This window comes from Mariprofundus sp. EBB-1 (assembly GCF_003665155.1).
Lineage (GTDB): Bacteria > Pseudomonadota > Zetaproteobacteria > Mariprofundales > Mariprofundaceae > Mariprofundus.
This window is the reverse complement of the sequence record NZ_RCFQ01000034.1, coordinates 1-20701: the sequence shown is the minus strand read 5'-3', so window position 1 is coordinate 20701 and position 20701 is coordinate 1. Positions and strand designations below refer to the sequence as shown.

Sequence of the window (20701 nt, the reverse complement as noted above, 5' to 3'; positions counted from 1 at the left end):
GACCTTATCCTAAACTTTTCAGCGCTGCGCGGAACATGGTTTCAAAATCGGCCGGTTCGATGTGCCTGAGAGCGACATCCAGTTGGGCGGGCTTATATCCCAGGTTGGTTAAGGCGGAACGCACTTCACTTAAATGATTGGCAGCGGAAGGGGATGCAACATCACAGACTGCGCCAAGTTTACCCTGCAGTTCCAGAATCAAACGCTGGGCTGTTTTTTTACCAATACCGGGTGTGCGGGCTATGGCCACATCATCAGCGCTTTCAATGGCGCGCACAAGATCATCTGCTGGCATGCCAGACATAAGATTCAGGGCCATGCGTGCTCCAACACCAGAAACCGTGGTTAGTTTGCGAAACATGCTGCGCTCTGCGCTGTTGGCAAAAGCAAACAGGGTGATTTGATCTTCACGCACATAGGTATGGATGGAGAAGGCTGCTTTTTCTCCCTGTTTGAGCTTGCATAGTGTTTGCATACTCATGCTCACTTCGTAACCAATGCCGCCGGTTTCAACAATGACCGTGCCGGCTGGATCAATGTCGCGTACGGTGCCTGATAACCAGCCGATCATGCTGTTTTCCTCACAGTTTTATTTACAGTTCTGTCCAAATGTTTCATGGGTGCATGATGCGCATGACAGATGGCTACGGCAAGGGCATCTGCAGCATCTTCGGGAAGTGGCTCAGGTGGATGCAATAACATTCGCACCATATGACCAACCTGATCTTTTTCCGCCCGCCCAAAACCTACTACAGCCTGTTTTACTTTGGTGGGGGAGTATGGTGTAACGCGCAATCCATGTGCGCCACAGGCTGCTATTAAAGCGCCGCGTGCCTGTCCTAATTTAAGGGCTGAAGCCACATTTTTGGACACAAAGACATCTTCAATGGCTGCATCAACCGGTTTGAATTGTGTGATAATTTCAGACAAGCCTGCAAACAGGATATGCAGGCGCTCATCAAAGTCACCTTTGCCTGTGCGAATCACTGTATGATGCACATGACGAATGCGGTTGCCCTGCACGTCAATAATACCTACACCTGTTTTTATGGAGCCGGGATCGACGCCAAGTAGTCGCTTTATCATAGTGTGGAAATAGAATTAACTGTGGATACGTGCCATTTCCGCATCGGAAATAGCGTAATTGGCATATACATTCTGTACATCATCAATATCTTCCAAGCGCTCGATCAGGCCCAATAATTTTTCGGCCACGTCACCTTCAACTGTGATGGTGTTCTCAGGAACCCATGAAATTTCTGCTATTTGTGCATGTAAATTGGCAGATTCAAGAGCCTGCTGAACGGTACCAAAATCTGCTGGAGAGCAGCAAACAATGGTACAGCCATCATCCGCATGTTCTTCAACATCATCAGCACCAGCTTCAAGCGCAATGTCGATCAAGCGATCTTCATCAAGCCCATCTATTGCAAATATAAACTGGCCTTTTTGATGAAACATCCAGGCAACACAACCTGATTCGCCCATATTACCGCCACCCTTATTAAAGGCAGAGCGCACATCGGCCACCGTACGTTTACGGTTGTCTGTCATGCAATCGACGATGATCGCTACGCCTGCCTGCCCATAACCCTCATAGCGGATTTCGTCGATATTGTTGCCGTCATCACCACCTGCACCACGAGAAATTGCACGCTCGATATTATCTTTGGGCATGTTTACACCCTTGGCTGCTGTAATGGCAGCACGTAAACGCGGGTTGGCATCAGTGTCATCTCCACCGGAGCGGGCAGCAATGGTGATTTCTCGAATATAACGGGTGAATACTTTGCCACGCTTAGCATCGGTCGCAGCTTTTTTATGCTTGATGGTAGACCATTTACTGTGCCCTGACATAGTGAATCCCCTTAAAATCAATCAAGCCGGAGCATAGCACTGTGTTATAGGCGCGTCATGTCTATGGACAATCAAAAGAGAGTGCTAACCTGTATGATTTTAGTATCTGCACGGCGCATAGATTTATCTATAAATAATCAAGTCCACCAGCGTGGTCTATTGTTCTTTATCTATTGAGATAGGTGCTTAAGCACTCGTTGGTATTCACGTATATAAAGGAGGTTAGATGGTGCAAGTACGCCTTCATAACTATGGTATATCGTTCATGAAAATAAGCTTTTTCTTGCAATCCCATAAAAATAATGATTGATTTCAGTGATAGACGTATTTGTTGAATTTATCTGTGAATAGTGTGAGAACAGGATGTTCAAGTTAGAAAAAAAGGGGATATACACATGAGTCAACAGACGCTGGAGCAACTGGTTAATGACGTGGATGGTGGCCTTGCAGCTGCTGTTGTAGATTTAGAGAGCGGTCTGATCGTGGATGCTTATCACAATGTACCGTATTTCACGCAGTCATATATTGATGCTGTCGGTGTTGCTGCTGTAGATATGTTTCGTGGCAAAACGATTACAGCGGTGGAAACGATGATGGCTGCCCAGCGTGGAGATGAGATTAAATATCACGTCAAAGAGATTCAAATGACCACTGATGGCACCTACCATTTTATGGCGATACTACCGGATAAACCGGACTACCTGCTTATCTTTGTCACCCGCACAACTACCAGCCTGGGTGCTGGCTGGATGGCGACCAGAAGCGCGATGCAGGAAGTTACCGCGTTCTGTCCATGATTTCTCTTTAAGCCGAGCCCCTGGACGGGCTTTTTTCATTTACCTTCCTTCATTTACCTTCATAGAGACGTTGAATGAGTTGTTGAGGAAAATGATGCTTTTCCATATCCGCGATGACTGGTGAAATATCATAAGGGATGGCCAACATCTTCACGCTGCTTTGATCGGGGTAGAAGATAGCTGCTTCAGCAATGATTGTTTTCACACCACCTCTGGGCTGGCCAACAGAGCCGGGGCATACAAGTGAGGCTTCATTTTTTTGCAGATTAATATCACCTTTGCGCGTATCAAATGGTAAATATTGTCCTTTACGTCGCGCATAAACACCTTGGATATGAGAGTGTCCGTGCAAACAGATCGGCATATTCATGCTGATAAGATGATCCAAATTACGGTCTGAAGTCATATTATAAACGTAGCCATTAAAAAAGCTTTTATCCACCGGAGAGCCATGCACGGCCATCCAGCCATCCATTTGATGGCGTACTGGCAGGGCCCCCAACCACATTTTGTCATCATCATCGAGTTGATCCAGCGTCCAGTCAGCAGTCCATTTGGCCATTTTACCCATCGCTACCCTGACATCACCATTATAGGCGACATAGTGATCATGATTACCACGAATGCAGAACATATCCCGCTCCTGGATCAACTCAATACATGCCTTGGGGTGAGGGCCATAGCCCACCAGATCACCTAGAATAAAATATTGTTGAATACCGTATTTATCGAGTTCATGCAATATGGCTTGAAAAGCAGGTAGATTACCATGTACATCAGCTAAGATGGCAATCGCATCGGATGCATGGAACTGGCCACTGGCACGCTGTGTCATGGTAACTTTATAGGTTGGGCGCAGAGCGGTGAGAAAAGCTTGTTTGAATATTTCCTGTTGCCCTACAAGCTGGTCAATCAAACCCTCATGTACGATATCCTCTGCCTCAGAAGAGTGATCACGTAAGATGGGCTGAAGTATTTCGCCTAGTTGTGCCCAACTATCCTCGTTCATGGCCAGTGCAGGTGTTTTTCTGATGCAATTACCGAGCATAGCTGAAAAAGAATAAAAGTTATCCCATGGGTAAATATCATCATCCAGATAGTACACCTTGCCATGATATAAACTGAAATTGGACAAGCCTTCATCCAATCGCAATGCGAATTTGGTGGTAAATGTCATATAAATCTGGAGTGCTTCAGCCAGAAGCCGTACGCGTTCATGGCTATCAATGGCTAAAAAATCAATGGTATGCAGTGCCTGCATACGGGGAGTGATATTGGCTACAATCCATTGATTGTCTATACCACAGGCAATCCATGTACGCTGAGGATGGTAAATATTATAATTTTGTTCTTTTTTGATTTGCAGATGACACCATTTTTCAGCCACTGCCTGTGATCGGAAGCCGCGCTCCCGATGAATCTTTAGCACCCAGTTATCATTGACATAAATGCGCGTGGTCGGTTTGCCCGAAAATTTACCGTTGTGGGAGAGGGAGACCCTTTCACTATTCCATAATTGCAACACATCCATTTGATCTATGGGAGGGGTGTCATGCAGACTTCCTACGATGCTGATATCCATAGCTTTCATCAATGTTGGGGAGGGATGTGTTGCTCTGTTGTCACCATGTATGAAGGGCTACGTGACTTTGATACAAGCGTCAAACAAATCTGTCATCTTGTGAAATTGACAGTTGCTTAACTGTTTGAATATGAAGAAAAAACAGTGAAATGAAGTTTTTTGTGGAAACCCTCATTCGTTTAGGGTTAAATACTGCTTGGTGGAGGGATCATCATTGAAAGTGACATTGGATCAACATTTACACCTTATTCTTGAGGAGGTGCGTGAACAATATAATTTGAATTCATTGTTGCTTGCAGATCACCATGGCTTGGCGGTCAGTCATGCTGGAGAGATTGCCCATGCAGGCATGTCTGCTATTGCACCTGAATTGATCAGGGTGGGGGAACACGCCAAGCGATTGGGAGAGTACAAGAGTATTACCTGTGTTGCGCTTGTACTGGATGATTCCCATTTAATGGTTATCAAAGATATTCAAGTGGGTGGGGAGCCCTTTGTATTGGTGATGGACACCGCCACCGTGCCTAAAGGCATGCTCAAATTGTTGGCTGATTTAAGTGATCGGCTTGCCGATGCAATGGCTCTGAACCGGTAGTTTCACGCGAAACAAATAATATTGAAACGGGGGATTATAATAGATGGCAGATATACTGTTTGAAAATGGAAGTCACAGAAATGTGTTTTTTGAAGACTTCACCGAAGGTGAAATGGTGTCTGCAAACCAGCATCTGATCATTCATAACGGTAAAGGGATGTTGTTGGATCCGGGTGGCCACAAAGTGTATGCGAAGCTGTTTTCAGCGCTGCCGGAGTTTTTACCACCATCATCGTTGGAATATCTATTTTTGTCACATCAGGATCCGGATATTGTTGCGTCTGTAAATGGCTGGTTAATGATCACGGAAGCAGATGCATATTTGTCTGCGATCTGGCGCCGTTTTGTCGCGCATTTCGGTGTGGATGGTAGTGTTATGGATCGCATGAAAGAGATTCCGGATGCTGGCATGAAGCTTGATCTTGAAGGTTGCGAGTTACTGATTATTCCTGCTCACTTCCTGCATTCTGCCGGCAACTTCCATATCTATGATCCTGAATCAAAAATTCTCTATACCGGAGATTTGGGGGCGGCGCTTGTAAATTATCGCTTTGTTGAAGATTTTGATGCGCATGTGCCGGAAATGATCGGCTTCCATAACCGCTATATGGCCAGTAAAACGGCATGTCAGTTATGGGCCAACATGGTACGCGAACTGGATATTGAAGTGATAGCACCACAACACGGTGCGATGTTCAAAGGTAAAGATATGTGCAAGCAGTTTATTGATTGGGTAGAGAAGTTAGAGCCTGGAGCTGATGCCATGCAAGATGTATATAAACTACCGCAATAATCTGTTATAAATACACATAAACTATGCATATAGGGGAGATATAAATGGCAACTAAACAGGAAAAAATTAATGCGATTCTTAATGAACTAAAAATGGCGACTTCAGATATCAAAGGTGCTGGTGTGATCAGTCCCGATGGTATGATGATTGCAGATCAGTTGGGTGGCAATCAGGGCGATACCGCTGCAGCGATGGGAGCGGCAGTTGCCAGTCTGGCCAAACGTGTTACCGACACCTTGAAAGTGGGTGATTTCCAGGAAGTAAATATTCGTGGTGCCAATGCTGGTATTCTGTTGTTTGATATTGAGCACAGAGCCTCATTGATTGTGATCGTGAATCAGGGTGCAAACCTTGGCTTAGTGCTATTGGAAGCCAGACAGGCACAAACTCAATTGGCACAAATGCTCTAACATATCTGTTTAACAGCAGCTATAAAAACGGTCAAAACCATCATGGCTTGGCCGTTTTTTTTGTTTGCAAAGTGCAATTGAATGATAATATGCCTTGTCAGAAAACAGTCATCTCAGGCTTGTGGTATGGTTAGGCTGAATGATTCAGGCTGAGTGTCCGGTCTCGCCTCAAATATTAATTCAAGTTACTCTGTTAATTCCTGATATATATAGTAGGGTATTATTAGGGGAAAGTTAGAGGCCATTTATGATTGAATTTATCCATATGCCCCGTGAGAAATTGATTCTTTAGATTTTTTACGGAGAAATCTCATCGGAGGATTTAATATCCTTCACAAAAAACTTGTGTCTGATTGATGATTCTGACGGTTATATGCGCGGACTGACCCTGTTAAATAAAGATGCAAAAGTTATTGGAATCGACTTTAGAACCATCTCGGCAAGTGGAAAAATGATGAAAACGGCGAACTACAGGCAAAATAGCAAGAGCGCCATTATCGCAGAGTCGAGTTTAGGTTACGGTTTATCCAGAATGTACCAGGTAGCATGTGATATAACTAACTTAGACGAAGTGAAAGTATTCAGGGAAAATGAGAGAGATCGGGCGATCGCATGGTTGGATGTCCAGTCTCTGGCAGCTGATATTGATGCCTTCTTCAAGGAGAGGTTAAATTATCAGTGACTTGTTCATTATCTATAGCGACAGATGCTCTGAGAGAAAATCGATCAATACTTTTACTTTGCGGGAAAGATTACGGCTAGAGGGGTAAAGCGCAGAGATTGAAGCTGGAGGTCGATAGAATTCAGGAAGCAGCAATTCAAGTTTTCCTTGTTCAACAAATGACCTGAATAAAATACTCGGGCCAAATGCAATGCCTTTGCCTTCCAGTGCTGCTTTCACAATCAAATGACCATCGTTGCAGACAAGTTTACCCCGGGTATTCACCGTAATTTCTTTGCCATTGGGTAGTCTGTAAGGCCAATGACGACTCGATTTTGAGCTGGCATAAATCAAACAATTGTGGTGGGTGAGATCTGTCGGAGTGTCCGGTTTTCCATGCTGGCTAAGATATTGGGGAGAAGCGACGGTTTGAAAAACACACTCGGTCAGCTTTCTGCAGATCAGTGCGGAATCTTCCAGTTGGCCAATCCTCAGTGCCAGATCAATACCATCCTCAATAATATCTTTGGCAGCGCCACTGGCTATGATTTCAAGTTCAATCTCCGGGTATTGTTCCTGAAACTTCAGAAGCACTGCCCCTGCATTTGAGATAATCAGGCTCTGAGGCACAGTGATACGAATCAATCCGCGAGGATTCTGATGGCTGTCGATAACCTCATCCTTGGCTTTCTCTGCTTCACTTACAATCAACTGACAATGTTGATAAAACCGAGAACCTTCGTCTGTTAGGCTGAGTCTGCGTGTTGAGCGATGGAGCAAGCGGGTTCCTAACGAATTCTCTAGTTGTGAAACCTGCTTACTAACGAATGACTTTGAAATTCCCAGCTGCTCTGCTGCATTTGTAAAACTACCTGCCTTCACAACGGCAGCAAAGGTTTCCATCCACGTTAACATCGCCATATTAGAACTCCTAAGGAAACAGTCATTTCACTATTAGGCGGTTTATAGGTGTATTAGTCAACAGTACAATTGTGACTCTACATAAAAGGAGTGTGGTTTTTATAACACTGATTTAGGAGAAGAGATGATGAACTTAGATATAAATAAACACGATCATGGTAGACGTTCACTGTTTGCAGGTAACAAATGATGCATGCCTTCACATTGTATCATCACCCGCTATCCGTATGTTCAATGAAGGCTCGGCTTGCCCTGGAAGAGAAAGGCGTAGCATGGACCAGTCGTGAGATCGATATTGTTCACACACAGGAGCAACTGGAACCGTGGTACTTGAACCTAAACCCCAAAGGTGTGGTTCCAACGCTTACAGACGCCAATGGTGAAACAAAGGTCATTACAAATTCGGCAACGATTATTCGTTATGTGGCATCATTGGGCGAAGGAAACGATCTTTTACCTGCATCGAATGATGATATGCAACGGATGGAAAAGCTTATCACGCTGGCTGATCATATTGATTTACAAATTCTCAGTTATGCTCGCCATCCATCTATGGAAAAATCCGAAAAGATTCTCGATGCACGCATAGAAAAATCGATCGCTTTAGGAAAAAAGCATCCTGAGTTTGAAGAGGCTTACAAGGTCTGTGCTGAGCGCTCATTAAAAAATAAAAATTTCCGGGTTGATCCGGAATATGTAGGTCAGATTGAGAAGGATGCGTATGCATCGTTGAGCACTGCAGAGAGTCAGCTTGCCAAGAGCAGCTACTTGATTGGTGAAACCTATACGCTTGCCGATGTGATCTGGACCGTTGTGTTGTCCAGACTCGAACTCCTTGGCTATGACGACTGGATTTCGCAAGAGAATTTTCCTTCTATCGCTTCGTATTACCAAAAGATGAAGAATCGAAAAAGTTTCAGCGATGCAAACATTCAAAACCAGTGGTGGCAGAAGTAGGATGTTGAGGAATCAGCGTTGATTCAGCATGACATGAAATAGCCAATTACTTGGACATAACAGTCTCTAATATACAGGCTGATGCATAAGCGATGAAGGAGGGGATATGAGTAAACCAGTTATTGCAGCTAAATTTCCAAAGGGTGTTGAGCTTAAAGCAGGTGAGGAGTACCACTGGTGTGCCTGTGGTCGTTCAAAGAACCAGCCGTTTTGTGATGGTTCACATCGTGGCACAGATTTTACGCCCGTTGCATTTAAGGCTGAAACCTCAGAGGAGGCGTATTTGTGTATGTGTAAGCATACAAAGAATCCTCCGTACTGTGATGGTTCCCATAAAAATCTCCCGGAGAGCGGTGATGTTTCACCGTTACAGACGGCTGTCGAAGCCACCCCTGAAGAGCCAACGGTAAAGCGCATTCATGATCTGGCACGTTTTGGTCTGGAAAAGACAGGTCATCATGGTGAGATGGTTGCGATGGGCGTGCCTCGCGTTCAACTGCCTTTATGGGATGATATTCAACTGCTGGCGGCACAATTTGCTATCAAACCGCTGATGGAAGACAGGGCTGTAGGTAGCGAGTTGGTGATTGGGCCAAATGCCAAAAATCCACTGATTCTGGATATTCCGCTGTTTGTTTCGGATATGAGTTTTGGTGCTTTGTCTGAAGAGGCCAAAGTTGCTCTGGCGAAAGGTGCTGAATTGGCCGGAACAGGGATTTGTTCGGGCGAAGGCGGTATGCTGCCTGAAGAGCAGCAGGCCAACTCGCGTTATTTTTATGAGTTCGCATCGGCTAAGTTCGGTTTTCAGGAAGAGCTGCTTAAAAATGTTCAGGCATTCCATTTCAAGGGTGGTCAGGGAGCCAAGACTGGTACGGGAGGTCATCTTCCCGGTAGTAAGGTGACTGAAAAGATTGCCCAAGTGCGTGGTTTGAATCCCGGGGAGGATGCTGTTTCGCCACCAACGTTTGCTGATCTGAACACACCGGCTGATTTCAAACGCTTTTCTGATCGTGTGCGGGACGTAAGCGGTGGTATTCCCATTGGCATGAAGCTCTCCGCCAACCATATCGAGGATGATATTGATTTTGCGCTGGCCTCCGGTGTTGATTATATCATTCTTGATGGAAGAGGTGGTGGTACAGGTGCTGCACCGAAAATATTCCGTGATCATATCTCGGTACCAACCATTCCTGCCCTTGCACGGGCGAGACATCACCTGGATCAATTAGGGCGTAAAGATATCACATTGATTATCACCGGAGGCTTGCGTATGCCGGAAGACTTTATCAAGGCAATGGCACTGGGTGCTGATGGTGTGGCTCTTTCTAACTCTGCATTGCAGGCTATCGGTTGTGTGGCAGCACGTATGTGCAACACCAATCAGTGTCCGGCAGGCATAGCAACGCAAAAGCCCGAATTGCGAGCCAAACTGAATGTGGATGAGGCACCTCTGCGTTTAGCGCGATTCTTCGGCGCTTCAACAGAGCTCATGAAAGTCATGGCTCGGGCGTGTGGGCATGACCACCTTGGGAAATTCAATCCGAATGATCTCACCACATGGAAGCGGCATATGGCTGAGTTAACCGGTATTAACTATGGAGGTGTGAAATAACTTCATCTATTCTGAAACCGAAGATAAAAGCATTACAGCTTCAGATCAGGACATTGTTTTAAAGCCATCCCTGAAACCGGGTATAATATTGTGAAAGCCTTATTAAGATTTGCCTGATGGTAACTCCGAGGTTGCATTCAACCATAAAGTGCAGGGTTATGATTGCTGTACTCGAAAGCGAGAATTACCTGACCAGTGGTGTCGGCGCTTCCCGCGCGATGTGAATCTCAAGAAAAGCTGGAAAGACTATGAAGAACAACAGGGTCAAGCCTCCATCACCTGATATGATGCGAATGAGAATACCAGTGAAATCTTGATGAGGGATTGAATTTACAAAGCCAACGACGGTTTCAGTAAAGCATCAATTGACAAGTTCACTTGCTGACTATCGGTTACCGAGAGCTTGCCAATTTTTCTCAGGATCAACTGATGGTCTAATGTGAATAACTTCATCCGCACGACTGATGAGGCCGTTAAACCGGCGGCATCTAGATCGGTGATTTCAATATCAATTGGCCATGATGAATTGGCGGAACTGGTAATCATCGCCAATACAGAGTGTCCTACCTGAGCATTAAATGCATGCGCATCGGATAGCACCAATGCAGGTCGTCTTTTGGAACTGGTTTCATCCGTAAATGGAAACGGTACGACAACAACATCATGGGCATTATAGCTCACGGTATGCCTCTTCATCTGCTGGGGAGTTCCATTCGTTCAGCGTGCCTTCAAGACTTTGGGTAAAGGCAAGATCAATGCTTCTGGCTTTGCGTAGATGAACAACATTGTCCTCAATATCGAACGCGACCGCATCACCAGCTTGCAGGTGCAATAGCTTGCGGACGGGTGCAGGGATTGTGGTTTGATATTTTTGCGTTAATTTGCTGGTTGAAGTCTGCATTGCGATCTCCTTTCATCCAAGCTGGTGGTATAATGTAATGGTAGTATTACCCATTACCTCTGTCAAAGCATTGCTATCGAGTACAGGCTGTACGATCTTATTCGAGACTTGTAGGTGGTGATGGATAAACGGGTTGCTGCTTGATGGAGACGAGGAAGCCGTTGAGGTATGAAGATGAATGAAACGCAGCATAAATGCTCAGTGGCTGCTTAAGGTGCCATGCTTTCAAAATTTGATATTGGTGGATTATTGCTGATTTCCAAGTCAATTCTAAGGTCCGAAGTTGGTCATAAGTCGCCTGTCGTGATTGGCCGACGTCGGCCAAAAGAAGATATGCCCTGTCTATGGCTTTAAGTTATAGTGAGCCAATGTTTACAAGTATTGAAACCAAAAGTGATATAACCCATTTGGTTGTAATGGCTCGTGAGATATGGAGTGAATACTTTAGCTCGATATTTGATAGTGAAATTCTCCTTAAATTAATTGAAGGAGCTCAATCAAGAAGTGTCATTTCATCTCAAATAAAAGATGGCTATCAGTATTTCTTCATTATCCGTGATGGTGAAAAAATTGGATATTTCGCCTATAAGCTTGACCATACCAAAGATGAATTGTTTCTGAGTAAGATATATATTTATTCAAACCATAGGGGAGAAGGAGTAGGCAGAAAGGTGCTTAGCCATCTAGAAAGGATCGGCCATAACTCTGGAATAAGTAAGATCGTGTTAACTGTATATCATGGAAATAAAGGTTCTATCAGAGCTTATGAACATTGGGGATTTTCAAGTCTTGGCCTAATTAAAAGGGATTTTGGTAATGGACTGGAGTTTGAGGATATTAAAATGGAGAAATTAATTTAACCTGAACGTCCGTTTTGGCGGTGGTCTCAGTGGGTTAATATACTACAGCAGGGTGACGCTTTTTGGTTGAAACACCTAGAGAGTATTATGATAATGTAGTGATGGTGAGCTGATAAATTACATGTCTCTCAGATCGTTGTGAGTATGTATAAAAGAACAATGTATTTATATCTTTTCAGCTACGGAGGTCATCACTTTTGATGTGAGTTTCATGACCTTATTCACAGCCTGAGGTAACTCAGCCGCGCCCAGATCTTCAGCTAGATCGGCATGACCCTGTTCATCAACTTTCATCTGTTCGACAATGGCACGACTACGTTCATCATTTTCAGGCAGGCGTTCGAGATGACTGTCCAGATGGCGAACAACCTGCTTTTCTGTTTCAGCCAGAAAGCCTAAATTCCAGCGATCACCGGCAATGCCAGCCGCCATGCCAATAGCGAATGAACCGGCATACCAGATGGGGTCAAACAGGGAAGGGCGCTCATCGAGTTCTTCCAGGCGATTGCGGCACCAGTTGAGATGGTCTGCTTCTTCCATCGATGCGTTTTTTAGTTTATCGGCCAGAGAAGGGTCACGAGCTGTCAGGCTTTGCCCTTGATAGAGCGCCTGGGCGGCCATTTCTCCAGCATGATTCACACGCATCAGGCTGGCAGCCTGTCTCTTCTGGTCTGATGATAGTGGAGCTGCATCTCCTGTAGTGTTATCGGCAGGAAATGGGCGTAAGCTGGTCTGTTTGCAAAATATATTGTTCAGAGCCCGATCAAGCTCCCCGATAATATTATCTGCTACAGTAGTTTGTCTAAATGGCTTATTCATAGGTCAAATCATAAAACTACTAGGCTGTAGTGCAATAGTAGATAAATTGAGCATAACAGTTAGTTTTTTAATGGCTTTTTAAGCTATCCACAAAGCCTGTGGATAACTGTGTGGATGAATCGTCCTGTATGCCTGCGGCTAGGGGGGTGTAAACAAGTGTTATCATGGTGCTTAAATTTTATGCATAATAATTAACCTTTCTATTCTAATGGTTTACGACATTATGTGTGATGATCATTATAAAAGTATGGGTTTAAGCTCTTAAAATAAGATTTTATTAGTGAGAGGTGGATAACGTTACAGCTTGAGTCTGCTCAGGCATAATAAAGCTGCTTTTTCACCGCGCTGTACCGCCGATTCAATGGTAGCTGGTAGCTGGCCTGGTTTAGGGCGCTCTGAGGCATCAATAAGCGCGTCTGGTAATACTTGCCCGATTTCTTGTTGACGCACCAACACGGTAGCTCTTTTCTCCCGAATGATCCGATAATGCACTGGATTCAATGTCTGGTTGTTAGCAATGAGTCTGATCTCATCTCTGATGATCTGTACCAGCGTTAGATCATCTATATTTTGCTGATCAGCACTGATGACGGCACATAAATGGCGTAATGCTCCTTGCTGATGTGGAGGGTCGATCATTTGCGAAGAGATATCAAAAAACCATTGCCCGGTAGTGCCAAGGCCACCAATAAATGGTGAGGGAAAGGTGAACTGCTGATCAAACCATAGATGGATATTACAAATCACCCGTGTTTCACATGTGGGATTTTGTCCAAGCAACCTATCCGTGGCATAGGCCGGCAGGGCAATAATGGCGCTGTCAAAGCTATGGCCTTGAATGTCAATGTGAGGGTTGTTTGTATCGTGCTTATGCTCAACCTGAAGAGAACGAATAGATGAGCGGGTATGTATGCTTACACCTAACTTTTCAGCCTGTTCAGACAGTGGCTGAATTAATGCCTTGTCCAACGGTTTGTTGAACCAGCCTAAGCGGGCCTGTTGATGACTGGAAAAACTTTCACGCAATACCTGCCGGAATGACAATGCATTGGCAGTGTCGATGTGTTCATTCATAGCCCCGAGACATAACGGTTCAATCAGATCATCGATAAGTAATTGCGGCATGGAGATGTGCATTATCCACGCTTTTACCGTGTAGTTCTCATGCATCTTATCCCTGAATGTTGATGCAAGTTTAATCATGGCGATGGCAGATGATTTACCATGACCGGGTAAAGCAGATGCTGCATTGAGCAGGGCAAGTTGAATGGGTAACCATGCTTTGGGCTTGAAAGCAAAAGTGCCGCGTTGTTGATGCCAGAGCGGTAACTGCAGATTGGGCTGCCATGTTATATGGTGGGCAACATTACAATCGATCAGCAGTTTACTTGTTGCTTGATACGCACCGACAAGCAGGTGTGGGCCGTTATCACAAAGGCAATCGACCTGTTTTTCATAAAAGCTGCGTGTTCTACCACCTGCTTTGGTAGATGCTTCAAACAGGTGTACCTGCACCCCTTGTTCAGCCAGCCGGATAGCGGCTGTCAAACCGGTTAAGCCAGCTCCGATAATCGCAACCTTATGCCTCGTTTGTTTGTCTGGATGCGACATATTACCGTTTTGATTCATCTAGGGTACGTGGCCAACAGGCTAAAATTCCAGTCTGAGTGGCAGGTTCTTTTTGCAGGCTTTGATCTCATAACGCCAACTGCGCCATGCAATCCAGATCTTGCGTAGTGGTAAGATATGTACCGGGTGTTTCCATACGTCAAATTGAACGCTTCTGAGTTCTTTCATATAGGCATAATAGATGGTGCCCATAACAATGGAGGGGCGCAGGCTCTCGCGGTCTTCATCGGGCAGATAAGCAATAGCCTGCCTGTAGGCCGCTTCTGCTTTGTCGGCATACTCCTCTAACAGTTCTTGCATGGCCTGATTGCATTCGCCATCTTTAAAGTCCTGATCACTGATGCGATAACGCATTCTGTCTTCCTGAGGAATATAGATGCGGCCCATGCGCACATCTTCGGCAACATCACGCAGAATATTTGTTAATTGCAGCGCTTCACCGAGTGAGGTTGCAAAATCACGTGATTTGCGTTCTTTATAACCAAAGACTTCAATACTCAATAGACCTACCACACCGGCGACGCGGTATATATATAAAGATAAGTCTGAGCCTTTGAGGATGGGTTTGCGCATCACATCCATTAGCATGCCATCAAGGATTTCTGCCAATAGTTCCTCATCAATGGTGAAGTGCTTTTTGGTCCACTGCAGCTCTTTTCCTACAGGGTGTGTCGGTTTATCTGCAAAGGCACGGCCTAGCTCTTCACGCCAGAATGCAAGTTTGGGAAGCGCCACATCCTGCTCTTTAATCTCATCCGCAATATCATCCACTTCCCGACAAAAAGCGTATAAGGCCATCATGCCACGGCGTTGATCTTCAGGTAGAAAAAGAAAGGCGTAGAAAAAGGATGAGCCGGAGCCTCTGGTTTTATCGCGACAATATTTTTCTGCATTCATGATGTTATATTACTTCCCTTGGGTGGAAAAAGTGTGTCTTTCAGGATTGGCAAGGCCAGCAGTTTCCAATCAGATTTACTTACCGTTGCACGCTCATGTAAAGGGTCATCTAACTGCTCAATTCTGTTTAGCATCAGATGAGCGGCATGGATGGTGGCAGCTATTTGCAAACGCAGGCGAAACGGAATCATGCTTAGCAGGGCCGTGCCTGCTTCAAGTATTTGACGGGTTTCGTTGGTGGCCTTTAACAATGCTGGCCGCAGTGCATCGGCATTGATCTCTTCATCAAGCAGTTGTTGACCCTGAATGCCAAATGCTTGCAACCATTGTTCGGGAAGGTAACAGCGTCCATTGGGTAGATCGATGCTTAAATCCTGCCAGAAATTGATCAGTTGCAGGGCAGAACAAATTTTATCCGAGCAGGTCATGGCATGAAAATCATGGATGCCATGCAGTTGTAACATCAGTCGGCCAACCGGATTGGCTGAGTGTTTACAATAAAATAGTAATTCAGCTAGCGTTGAATAGGCATGAATAGTGACATCCATACGAAAAGCGATGAGTAGATTATTTAAGGCTTCAATATCCAGATGATGTTTGTTGATACTATCACTCAAGGCTTGAAAAATAGGGTGGTCAATCTGTTCGCCTTGTTCACCGCGTTCTAACAGGGTTTCCCATGCATCGAGTTGTTTTATCCTGACTTCAGCCGGCGCATCACCCTCATCTGCCAGATCATCGGCATGACGGGCAAAGGCATAAATGGCCGCTACAGCCGGGCGCAAATCAGCCCGCAGCAGTTTGGATGCTGTAGGAAAATTCTCGTAGTGGTTTCGTGCGATATCCAGACAATGTTGATAAGCTTGCGCTAATTCCACTGACTCTTTTATTGGGGCCGACATGGCTGCATGGTGGCAATGCCATAGAGATTCCGCAAGCGCATTAAAACAATTTTCCGGGGAGTAACACTGTGACCGATATGAAACAGCCTGAAAGTAAACGGCTTGACTGTAAACAAACCAATGGAAAACGTGTCGTGGTGATTGGTGGTGGTGTCATTGGTTGCCTGACAGCACTCTATCTGCATGAGTTGGGTGCAAATCCGATTGTATTGGAAAAGGGTGTCGCAGGCCGTGAATCATCATGGGCCGGCGCCGGTATTCTCTGCCCGATTCATCCATGGCTATATCCCGACAGTTTTACCCATCTGATTGATGCCAGTCTTGCCATGTACCCGGCTATGGATGCGATGTTGCATGAGAAAACCGGCATGTCGATGCAGTGGCTAAAGAGTGGATTATTAATTCCACTGTTCGATGACGACCGCGTGCATCACCGTGATGATGCTTTGAAATGGTCGCATCGTTTTGATTGGCATGTCGAAGAACTTGATGCCGGACAAACGCAAATGCACGTGCCCACTATATCTGATAAGGTGAACGGATCGTTGTTGTGGCCGGATGTGGGTCAGGTGCGCAATCCACGTCTGCTAGCCTCTGTCAGCAAAGCTCTGGAGCTTGCTAATATTCCGGTGCGCCAACATGCCGAAGTGGTCGGGCTGGGAGAAAACGGTCAGGGTGAGATTAACGCAGTCACACTTGCCAGTGGCGAGCAGGTTGAGGCTGATGCTGTGTTATTGGCGGCAGGCAGCTGGAGTGGAGAACTGGCCAAACAGATCGGTCTTGCACTGCCTGTGGAACCGGTGAAGGGACAGATTGTATTGCTCAAAGGTGAACCGGGCAAAGTGCAACATATTATCAAGCACGATGATGTCTATTTGGTGCCACGTTCCGATGGTCATATTCTGGTTGGTGCCAGTATGGAGCGTGTTGGTTTTGAGCAGGGCACTACCAAAGCGGTGATCGATGCACTGCTGGAAGCTACGTACCGCATCACACCTGGACTCAAATCTGCAGAGGTGGTGAATCAGTGGATGGGGTTCCGTCCAGGTAGTCCTGATGGTATGCCATACTTAGGCCCAGTGGAGGGGCGTAAAGGCTTGTGGGTGGCCTGTGGTCACTATCGCAATGGCGTAGCCCTTGCACCGGGTACAGCTGATCTAATGAGTCGCATGATCATGGGTGAGAAGCCAGACATGGATCTGTCTGATTTCCGGGTGGACAGGCCTGTAGTAGAGCTTAATCGGGTAGGTTTTCCAAAGGCAGCTTGATTGATGGCGTTATTTTATAAGAAGCGCTCCTGACAGACGTTTCATCAATAGGCTGGGAATGGCCATCCTTGATCTTCATGTAGAAAAGGCAATCATCATGCCAGCTGCATATATCACCAGCTTTACTTTGACAGATAATGCTCATTAGCTGATTCATTTGAATTCTGTTAAGATATTGTCTGATGATTGTTTTGATCGAATCATAAAGGGGGTAAGGGCATGACTGAATATCTGCAACGTATGGCACGCTATAACCGCTGGATGAATGTTAAACTGTTCGCAAAAGTGGCTGAACTACCGAATGCTGCTATTGCCGAAGACCGGGATGCATTCTTTGGCTCTATCCTTGGCACCCTCAATCATATCATGGTGGCTGATCTGTTCTGGTTGCACCGCATCGCGACCAACAAGGCGTGTCATGATGCGTTGGCGCACCAGCTCACCACATTCCCAACACCGGCTTCCCATCGTGATATCCTGTTCAGTGATTTCGCCGAATTAACCGAAGCGCGTGAACGCCTGGATGCACTGATCTTAGAGTTCAGTGCAACATTAACGCCTAAGCTATTGGCGCATCCTATGCGTTATCGCAATATGGCACGGGAAGAGTACGAACGTCCGTTGGATCAACTGTTGCAACATCTCTTCAATCACCAAACCCATCATCGTGGTCAGGTCACCCACATGCTGTTTCACGCCGGTATTGATCCTGGCCCTACCGATCTTATGCGGATGCTGATGGAAGAGGATAAATGATGATCACTTTGCAGAGCTAAAGTGCATTGCTACGGCATCGCAATTAGGACTGAACAAGGAGAAAAACGTACGATGCGTTCGGCAGTTGAACCAATCAACATGTGTTCAAGTGTACCCTGACGGCTATGGCGGCCTGTGATGATTAGATTGGCAGAAAGCTCTTTGGCAACATCGCAGATCGCATTTGCTGGATCACCAAGCCCATCCGTTGTATGGGTGGTAATAACCATATCAACACTCCTTGCCTGATCTGCAAGACGTTTGATTGCACTCTCTCGTTGTAATTTCTGCATCTCATCAATCTGAAATGTGGTAATTAACTCAGCATCGAAACTGCTGTAAGAGGTAATAACATGTAGTAGATGCACTTCGCAATTGTACATAGAGGCCAATGAAACAGCCTGTTTGAGTGCTTCGGCACAGTGATCCGAAAAATCGGTTGGTACTAAAATAATTCCATTATTTAACATGATAAGACTCCCAGTGATTCAGATTTCTTATTGTACTGCATTGACTATTATACGCTTAAATTATGATCTTCGGTGAAAAAAGATGAAGTAGTAGTGCGCTGCACGAAACCGACATGAATAATCAAATACTTCCAGCTCATTGTTAAATCCTCTCTTTCGAGAAATTATCCATCATATTACTTTTTACCATCAACATTGATGATGAATGCCATTTTCAGCGCTGTATCATGGTGCGTTCCGCTAAGGTATAGTTTTTTTCTGCTATAATCTTTAAAGGAGAGGGCGGGACAAAGTAAACAATGAATAAAGTAAACTGTCCCTGAATTTCTGTGAATTTCTGAATTTCCCATGGCAAGGTTCACATCACCACTTCATATCTGAAGTGATCAGTCATGCCAGTCAGTTCATTCCCTGTGTCATGTCGTGTTTTGGTCTGCTGACTGCCAGGGGAGGGGGGGCTTTCTGTTCTCTAAATAGAGATGCATACCCCCAAATGGTTTATTTCCAGCTATACTGAAATAGGCGAGGGGGAGTGATGAACGAAGTTAACAATGAATTAAGTAAACTGTCCCTTGAATTCGCATCAATCCGCGGATTGATGGAGTAGCCGTCACCAAAGTAGCAGCCCATCGGTTTTGTGCTGGAAGATAAATAAGAGGGTGGGAGATTGATGGCTGCAAGAACAAATAATTTGCACGAAACAAAATTTTACCCCAAAGGTTAAGGGCGTTTTTATTGAAAGCACTTATCTTGCACTTGAGTGATATGCACATTTCGGATGAAAATATACCTATTATAGAACACGTGGATTCTATAGTAAATTCGATAAAAAATTTAGATTACAATATAGGTGTTGTATTAGTCATAGTTTCTGGGGATATAACCTTCAGTGGGCAGGATGATGAATTCCTAATTGCTATTGACCTATTAGAAACAATAAGAGATAAATTATCGACGGCTACTAACGCACCCGCATATTGTATACCAGTGCCGGGGAATCATGACTGTAATTTCACATCTTCTCGAGCTAGAGAGTTTATAGTTAAAAAATTAAAAGAAGATAATTTCAACAAAATTGATGATGAAGTGATAGCTGTTTGTTTAGAGCCTCAGAGTGAGTTTATCCAATTCAGAGACTCATTTGTTTCTTCAAAAAACATTAGTGTTGATGAGCCGCTGTTTTATCAATATATATTTGACCTTGATGGGGATCAGGTCGAAATAAATTGTATCAATACAGCGTGGGTATCATTAAGGCATGAAACCCCAGGAACATTGTATTTTCCAATGGATTGCCATCCAGAACTAGAGCATAATAGTTCAATTGTAATATCTGTTTTTCACCACCCTTACCAGTGGTTAGCTCCTAATAACGCTAGAGAATTTAGAGAAAAAATTGAAAGTTATAGTGATATGATTTTTACTGGTCATGAGCACACCTCAACTAAGTCTGTAATAGAAAGAGATGATGGACCTCGCATGTCTTATATTGAAGGCGGTGCATTGCATGATACTCACTATGGGAGTGAAAGTACTTTTAATGCGATAGTGGTAGACATTGAGGGCAGAAAGCAAAAATTTTCTAGGATGAAATGGGATGGACATAAATATTTATCCACCATTCCCCTCCATGAAGATAACTGTGGAATGGGGCTAAGATGGGATCAACTTCCAACAAATAGGGCTCGATCAGGTAACCATAGTGAGGTCAACCAGGGAATGGCTGATTACCTTGATGATCCATGTGTGTCACTCATGCAAAAAAATAGAGGTGTAAGTGCTCCAATTACATTGTCGGATATATTTGTCGCTCCAGATGTAAAAATAACCTCAAACAAAGGAAGTGAAAAAGGGGAGAAGATAAAAGGCGAAAATCTATTTGACTTTGCTTATCAAAACCCACGTCTACTGATCACAGGAGAATCTCAATCTGGAAAGACAACATTATCTAAATCCTTTTTCAAATGGTTTCTTAAAGAAGGATTTCTCCCTATTATTATTGATGAAAATGACA

Annotated in this window: 23 protein-coding genes; 11 read left to right on the top strand and 12 right to left on the bottom strand. The window is 44.8% G+C overall.

Annotated features, from left to right (window positions below):
• Nucleotides 1–4: 4 nt before the first annotated feature.
• Genes ruvA through D8Y20_RS11775 form a run of 3 tightly spaced genes read right to left on the bottom strand, consistent with a single transcriptional unit; the run spans nt 5 to nt 1857 of the window.
• On the bottom strand, nt 5–571 hold the full coding sequence (ruvA, locus tag D8Y20_RS11785) for a Holliday junction branch migration protein RuvA (protein ID WP_121543908.1): 567 nt from the start codon (nt 569–571) through the stop codon (nt 5–7).
• Nucleotides 568–1086, bottom strand: a complete 519-nt coding sequence (ruvC, locus tag D8Y20_RS11780) for a crossover junction endodeoxyribonuclease RuvC (RefSeq protein ID WP_121543907.1) — start codon at nt 1084–1086, stop codon at nt 568–570. Before ruvC ends, ruvA begins: the two co-directional genes overlap by 4 nt.
• Before the next feature lie 15 nt (nt 1087–1101).
• Entirely contained in the window at nt 1102–1857 is a 756-nt protein-coding gene (locus D8Y20_RS11775) for a YebC/PmpR family DNA-binding transcriptional regulator (RefSeq protein WP_121543906.1), read from the bottom strand.
• A gap of 395 nt (nt 1858–2252) precedes the next feature.
• Here D8Y20_RS11775 and D8Y20_RS11770 point away from each other — a divergent pair, with 395 nt between their 5' ends.
• Nucleotides 2253–2654 (top strand): hypothetical protein, encoded by a 402-nt coding sequence (locus D8Y20_RS11770; RefSeq protein ID WP_121543905.1) that lies wholly within the window; start codon nt 2253–2255, stop codon nt 2652–2654.
• A gap of 49 nt (nt 2655–2703) precedes the next feature.
• On the opposite strand, the gene D8Y20_RS11765 is transcribed toward D8Y20_RS11770, so the two are convergent.
• Nucleotides 2704–4236: a metallophosphoesterase gene (locus tag D8Y20_RS11765; RefSeq protein ID WP_121543919.1), complete on the bottom strand. Its 1533-nt coding sequence runs from the start codon at nt 4234–4236 to the stop codon at nt 2704–2706.
• Between the two features lie 220 nt (nt 4237–4456).
• Here D8Y20_RS11765 and D8Y20_RS11760 point away from each other — a divergent pair, with 220 nt between their 5' ends.
• The 4 genes from D8Y20_RS11760 to D8Y20_RS11745 all read left to right on the top strand — a co-directional run bounded on the left by D8Y20_RS11760 (nt 4457) and on the right by D8Y20_RS11745 (nt 6716).
• Nucleotides 4457–4831, top strand: coding sequence for a hypothetical protein (locus D8Y20_RS11760; protein WP_236075426.1), 375 nt, complete (start codon nt 4457–4459; stop codon nt 4829–4831).
• A gap of 43 nt (nt 4832–4874) precedes the next feature.
• Nucleotides 4875–5624 (top strand): MBL fold metallo-hydrolase, encoded by a 750-nt coding sequence (locus D8Y20_RS11755; protein WP_121543903.1) that lies wholly within the window; start codon nt 4875–4877, stop codon nt 5622–5624.
• 44 nt (nt 5625–5668) lie between these two features.
• Nucleotides 5669–6034, top strand: a complete 366-nt coding sequence (locus D8Y20_RS11750; RefSeq protein ID WP_121543902.1) for a roadblock/LC7 domain-containing protein — start codon at nt 5669–5671, stop codon at nt 6032–6034.
• A gap of 343 nt (nt 6035–6377) precedes the next feature.
• On the top strand, nt 6378–6716 hold the full coding sequence (locus D8Y20_RS11745; protein WP_121543901.1) for a hypothetical protein: 339 nt from the start codon (nt 6378–6380) through the stop codon (nt 6714–6716).
• Between the two features lie 12 nt (nt 6717–6728).
• On the opposite strand, the gene D8Y20_RS11740 is transcribed toward D8Y20_RS11745, so the two are convergent.
• Complete coding sequence (locus tag D8Y20_RS11740; protein WP_121543900.1) at nt 6729–7616, bottom strand: LysR family transcriptional regulator; 888 nt, start codon at nt 7614–7616, stop codon at nt 6729–6731.
• A 186-nt stretch (nt 7617–7802) separates the two neighbouring features.
• Between D8Y20_RS11740 and D8Y20_RS11735 the strand changes: the two genes are divergently transcribed.
• Nucleotides 7803–8573, top strand: coding sequence for a glutathione S-transferase family protein (locus tag D8Y20_RS11735; protein WP_370050742.1), 771 nt, complete (start codon nt 7803–7805; stop codon nt 8571–8573).
• A gap of 106 nt (nt 8574–8679) precedes the next feature.
• Entirely contained in the window at nt 8680–10185 is a 1506-nt protein-coding gene (locus D8Y20_RS11730) for a glutamate synthase-related protein (protein ID WP_121543899.1), read from the top strand.
• Nucleotides 10186–10515: 330 nt separating this feature from the next.
• Here D8Y20_RS11730 and D8Y20_RS11725 read toward each other — a convergent pair whose 3' ends face one another.
• Together D8Y20_RS11725 and D8Y20_RS11720 are read right to left on the bottom strand one after the other, a co-directional pair.
• On the bottom strand, nt 10516–10866 hold the full coding sequence (locus D8Y20_RS11725; protein ID WP_121543898.1) for a type II toxin-antitoxin system PemK/MazF family toxin: 351 nt from the start codon (nt 10864–10866) through the stop codon (nt 10516–10518).
• The gene (locus D8Y20_RS11720; protein WP_121543897.1) at nt 10856–11086 is read right to left on the bottom strand and encodes a type II toxin-antitoxin system PrlF family antitoxin; all 231 of its coding nucleotides are present in this window, start codon (nt 11084–11086) and stop codon (nt 10856–10858) included. Before D8Y20_RS11720 ends, D8Y20_RS11725 begins: the two co-directional genes overlap by 11 nt.
• Nucleotides 11087–11454: 368 nt before the next feature.
• Between D8Y20_RS11720 and D8Y20_RS11715 the strand changes: the two genes are divergently transcribed.
• Nucleotides 11455–11946 carry an N-acetyltransferase gene (locus tag D8Y20_RS11715; protein WP_161957633.1) on the top strand — a complete coding sequence of 164 codons (492 nt, stop codon included), beginning with the start codon at nt 11455–11457 and terminating at the stop codon, nt 11944–11946.
• Between the two features lie 165 nt (nt 11947–12111).
• Here the strand turns inward: D8Y20_RS11715 and coq7 are convergent, their stop codons facing one another.
• The 4 genes from coq7 to hpnC all read right to left on the bottom strand — a co-directional run bounded on the left by coq7 (nt 12112) and on the right by hpnC (nt 16193).
• The gene (coq7, locus tag D8Y20_RS11710) at nt 12112–12765 is read right to left on the bottom strand and encodes a 2-polyprenyl-3-methyl-6-methoxy-1,4-benzoquinone monooxygenase (RefSeq protein ID WP_121543895.1); all 654 of its coding nucleotides are present in this window, start codon (nt 12763–12765) and stop codon (nt 12112–12114) included.
• A 297-nt stretch (nt 12766–13062) separates the two neighbouring features.
• Entirely contained in the window at nt 13063–14394 is a 1332-nt protein-coding gene (locus D8Y20_RS11705) for an FAD-dependent oxidoreductase (RefSeq protein WP_236075425.1), read from the bottom strand.
• 21 nt (nt 14395–14415) lie between these two features.
• Complete coding sequence (gene hpnD, locus D8Y20_RS11700) at nt 14416–15291, bottom strand: presqualene diphosphate synthase HpnD (protein WP_121543894.1); 876 nt, start codon at nt 15289–15291, stop codon at nt 14416–14418.
• The gene (hpnC, locus tag D8Y20_RS11695) at nt 15288–16193 is read right to left on the bottom strand and encodes a squalene synthase HpnC (RefSeq protein WP_121543893.1); all 906 of its coding nucleotides are present in this window, start codon (nt 16191–16193) and stop codon (nt 15288–15290) included. Before hpnC ends, hpnD begins: the two co-directional genes overlap by 4 nt.
• A gap of 77 nt (nt 16194–16270) precedes the next feature.
• Between hpnC and thiO the strand changes: the two genes are divergently transcribed.
• Nucleotides 16271–17461 (top strand): glycine oxidase ThiO, encoded by a 1191-nt coding sequence (gene thiO / locus D8Y20_RS11690; protein WP_121543916.1) that lies wholly within the window; start codon nt 16271–16273, stop codon nt 17459–17461.
• 219 nt (nt 17462–17680) lie between these two features.
• Complete coding sequence (locus tag D8Y20_RS11685) at nt 17681–18217, top strand: DinB family protein (RefSeq protein WP_121543892.1); 537 nt, start codon at nt 17681–17683, stop codon at nt 18215–18217.
• 29 nt (nt 18218–18246) lie between these two features.
• Here the strand turns inward: D8Y20_RS11685 and D8Y20_RS11680 are convergent, their stop codons facing one another.
• Complete coding sequence (locus tag D8Y20_RS11680) at nt 18247–18687, bottom strand: universal stress protein (RefSeq protein ID WP_121543891.1); 441 nt, start codon at nt 18685–18687, stop codon at nt 18247–18249.
• Nucleotides 18688–19422: 735 nt separating this feature from the next.
• Between D8Y20_RS11680 and D8Y20_RS11675 the strand changes: the two genes are divergently transcribed.
• The coding region (locus D8Y20_RS11675) for a metallophosphoesterase (RefSeq protein ID WP_147434076.1) at nt 19423–20701 on the top strand (1279 nt) is incomplete at its 3' end.